General features: G+C 74.2%; 4 protein-coding genes. 2 read left to right on the top strand and 2 right to left on the bottom strand.

Annotation, left to right across the window (positions count from 1 at the left end):
* Positions 1 to 115 precede the first annotated feature (115 nt).
* On the top strand, positions 116 to 631 hold the full coding sequence (locus tag Pen02_RS25065; protein ID WP_203868544.1) for a 2'-5' RNA ligase family protein: 516 nt from the start codon (positions 116 to 118) through the stop codon (positions 629 to 631).
* A gap of 242 nt (positions 632 to 873) precedes the next feature.
* Here the strand turns inward: Pen02_RS25065 and Pen02_RS41990 are convergent, their stop codons facing one another.
* Positions 874 to 1,701 carry a response regulator gene (locus tag Pen02_RS41990; RefSeq protein WP_372445662.1) on the bottom strand — a complete coding sequence of 276 codons (828 nt, stop codon included), beginning with the start codon at positions 1,699 to 1,701 and terminating at the stop codon, positions 874 to 876.
* A 212-nt stretch (positions 1,702 to 1,913) separates the two neighbouring features.
* Positions 1,914 to 2,816: a sensor histidine kinase gene (locus Pen02_RS25050; protein WP_203868543.1), complete on the bottom strand. Its 903-nt coding sequence runs from the start codon at positions 2,814 to 2,816 to the stop codon at positions 1,914 to 1,916.
* 99 nt (positions 2,817 to 2,915) lie between these two features.
* Here Pen02_RS25050 and Pen02_RS25045 point away from each other — a divergent pair, with 99 nt between their 5' ends.
* Positions 2,916 to 3,623 carry an ABC transporter ATP-binding protein gene (locus Pen02_RS25045; protein ID WP_203868542.1) on the top strand — a complete coding sequence of 236 codons (708 nt, stop codon included), beginning with the start codon at positions 2,916 to 2,918 and terminating at the stop codon, positions 3,621 to 3,623.
* Positions 3,624 to 3,691: the final 68 nt, after the last annotated feature.

The following is a 3,691-nucleotide window of genomic DNA, read 5'->3' as shown; positions in this document are numbered from 1 at the left end:
GCGCGTCCGGCTCGGAGTCGGCTTTCGCGCGTCCGGGTCGTGTCCGGCACGCCTCAGGGGGAGACCGACCAGGTGCGGCGGTCGGGCTGTGCCGTCCGGTCCCTAAGGTGGTCGGATGGTCGCGGCCCTGGAGATCTACCTCGACACCGAAGCCACCCGGCGGATCCGGGTGCTCTGGGACGCGCTGGAGTCCGAGGGTGTGCAGAGCATGCGGTCACTCCTCGGCCACCGGCACCGCCCGCACGTCTCGTTGGCGGTCGCGCCGCGCCTCGACCCCGAGGCGGTGGCCGAGGCGCTGGCCGGAACGGCGGTGGCGGCACCGCTGCGGCTCACCTTCCAGTACGCCGGTCAGTTCGTCGGCCGGGTGCTCTGGCTCGGCCCGACCCCCACCCGGGAACTGCTGGCCCACCAGGCGACGGTGCACGAGCGGCTGGTGCTGGCCGACGTGCCGGTCAGCGAGCACTACCGCCCCGGCCGCTGGGTGCCGCACTGCACCCTCTCCATGCGGGTGCCGAACACGCTGATGGCGGCGGCGGTACGCCGCTGCCTGGAGATGTTGCCTGTCGAGGCGACGGTGGTCGGCGCGGCCGTGGTCGACCACGCCCGGGACATCGCCCGCCCTCTGCCCTGAACGGCAGCAGACCGGACCGTCAAGCGGCGACCGACCCGTCACATCCCGCCGGAACCGCCGAGCGCGACCGTCGGGTGTGTGTGACCTCGGGCACGGGCGTCGGTGTGACCGTCAGCCGGAATCGTCGGGTGCGAGTGTCAGGCAGGGTCGTCGGGCACGAACGTCAGCCGGAATCGCCCGGGTGCGACTGTCAGGCAGGGGCGCCGGGCGCGATCGTCAGCCGGGACCGTCGGAGGTGACCGTCAGGCGGGGTCGCCGGGTGCGACCAGCCCGGTCTCGTACGCGAGCACGACGGCCTGGGCGCGGTCCCGGAGGTCGAGCTTGGCGAAGATCCGGGCGACGTGGGTCTTCACCGTCGCCTCGCTGAGGGTCAACCGGTGGGCCAGTTCGGTGTTGGACAGTCCGCGCCCGAGCAGGGTCAGCACCTCCCGTTCCCGGGGCGTCAACACGGCGAGTTCCCGGTGCCGCCCCGCCGGCACGCTGCTCCGCCCGGCACCGACCCCACCGGCACCACCCCGGCCGGATACAGCGGCACCGGCACCGTCCCGGCCGGATGCACCTGCACCCGTGCCGCCCCGGGTGGGTGCACCGGCACGATCCCGATCGGGGCCGCCGGCCGCGCCCCGCCCCGGGTTGGCGACGGCGAACCGTTCGACCAGGCGCCGGGTGATCGACGGGGAGAGCAGGGCGTCACCGGTGCCGACCAGCCGGACGGCGGCGGCCAGGTGTTCCGGGGTGACGTCCTTGAGCAGGAAGCCGCTGGCTCCGGCGGCCAACGCGGCGTAGACGTAGCGGTCCAGGTCGAAGGTGGTCAGCATGATCACCCGGCAGGCCGGGGACTGCGCCAGGATCCGCCGGGCCGCCTGAAGGCCGTCCATGTTCGGCATCCGGATGTCCAGCAGTACGACGTCCGGCCGCAACTCGTGCGCCGCCGCCACCGCCTCGACCCCGTCGGCGGCCTCGCCCACCACGTCGAGGCCACGGGCGGTCAGGATCAGCCGGAAGCCCGTCCGGACCAGCGCCTGGTCGTCGACTATCAGCACCCGGGGCGCCGGCCCGCCCCCGGCCACCGACGGCGCCGGCCCGCCCCCGGCCACCGACGGCGCCGGCCCGCCCCCGGCCCGCGAAGGCGTCGCGCCGTTCCCGGCCACCGACGGCGCCGCGCCGTCCCCAGCCCGCGAAGGCGTCGCGCCGTTCCCGGCCACCGACGGCGCCGCGCTGTCTCCGGCCCGCGAACGTGTCGCGCCGTCCCTGGCCCTTGGAGGTGTCGGGTCGGCGCCGGTCACGGCCGGTCCAGCGGGATGCGGGCGCGGACGCGGTAACCGCCGCCGAGCCGGCGCCGGGCGTCCAGGTCGCCGCCGTAGACCGCGACCCGTTCCCGCAGACCCACCAGACCCCGCCCGGCACCGGCCGCCCCACCGGACGCGGACCTTCCCGATCCGGGCTCCTCCGATGTGGACCGATCGGCGGAGAGCACGCTCGGTCCGGTGTTCAGCACCTCCACCCGCAGGTAGTTGTGCGCGTACCTGACTGTCACCTCGGCCTTCTCCCCACCGCCGTGCCGCAGCGCGTTGGTCAACGCCTCCTGCACGATCCGGTACGCGGTCAGGTCGATCCCGGCCGGCAGCGGGCGCGGTTCCCCGGAGATCCGTACCTCGACCGGCAGCCCGGCGAAGGCGATCCGGTCGACCAGCGGACCGAGCCGACCCAGGCCGGGCTGCGGCGACAGGCCCGCCCGGTCCCCGACCCCGGTCTCGTCCTCGCCGTCCTGGGCCGGTGCCAGCAGCCCGAGCAGGTGCCGCAGCTCGGTCATCGCGTCCCGGCCGGCGGTCTCGACGGCCAGCAGCGCGGTCGTCGCCTCGTCGGGCATGCTGGCCAGCACTTCCCTGGCGGCGCCGGCCTGCACCACCATCAGGCTCACGTTGTGGCTGACGATGTCGTGCAGTTCCCGGGCGATCCGGGCCCGTTCGGCCTCGACGGCGACCCGGGCGGCGCTCTCCCGTTCGCGTTCCAGCAGCCAGCCCCGTTCCCCGAGGGCCCGGTGGTGCCGACGGCGGGCCCGGACCAGCGCCACCGCCAGCCAGCCGACGGTCGCGCCGGCCAGCACCAGCGCGCCGGCCAGCCAGACCGTTCCGGTTTCCCCCACGACGACCACCTTGGCAGTACCGGCGGACAACCGCGTCATCCCGGGGCAGCATCGCCGTACATCCCCAGGATGACCTGGCCGGACGTTACCTCCCCGGGCTGATGCCGGCGCCGGCCCGGCCTGCCTAGGTTGGTCGCCATGAGCAGCGGGAACAGCACGCCGGAGGTCGTCGTACGGCTGACCGACGTGCGCAAGGAGTACGGCGACACCACCGCCCTGGCCGGGGTGTCGCTCCAGATCCGCGCCGGAGAGGCGGTCGCCGTGATGGGACCGTCCGGCTGCGGCAAGTCGACGATGCTGAACATGGTCGCCGGGCTCGACCGGCCCAGCTCGGGGGAGGTCCTCGTACACGGCGAGGATCTGGGCCGGCTCGACGAGAAGGGCCGGGCACTGTTCCGGCGGCACCGGATCGGGATGATCTTCCAGTTCTTCAACCTGCTCGACGACCTGCCGGCGCTGGACAACGTCGCGCTGGCGGCCCAGCTCGTCGGGGTACCGGCCAGACAGGCGCGCAAGCGGGCCCTCGAACTCCTCGACGAACTCGGCATCGCGGACCGGCGGAACATCTATCCGGCGGCGCTCAGCGGCGGCGAACGGCAGCGGGTCGCGGTGGCCCGAGCGCTGATGAACCGGCCCGCCCTGCTGCTGGCGGACGAGCCGACCGGCGCCCTGGACAGCGCTGCCGGTGAGCAGGTGATGGACCTGCTGCTCGACCTCAACCAGATCGGCCAGACGCTGCTGCTGGTGACCCACGACGAGCGGTTGGCCACCCGGTGCGCCAGTCGGCTGGTCGAGTTGGCCGACGGCCGGGTGGCCGGCGAACGCAGCCTGGAGCGGGCGGCATGACGAGACGGCGCTCGACGCAACAGCAGCCGACGCAACAGCAGCCGACGCAAGAGCAGTCGGGGCAAGAG

The sequence above is a fragment of the Plantactinospora endophytica genome (assembly GCF_016862915.1).
In the GTDB taxonomy this organism is placed as follows: Bacteria; Actinomycetota; Actinomycetes; order Mycobacteriales; family Micromonosporaceae; genus Plantactinospora; species Plantactinospora endophytica.
Note: the sequence above shows the minus strand (reverse complement) of the source record. Positions and strands in the feature narration are given on the sequence as shown.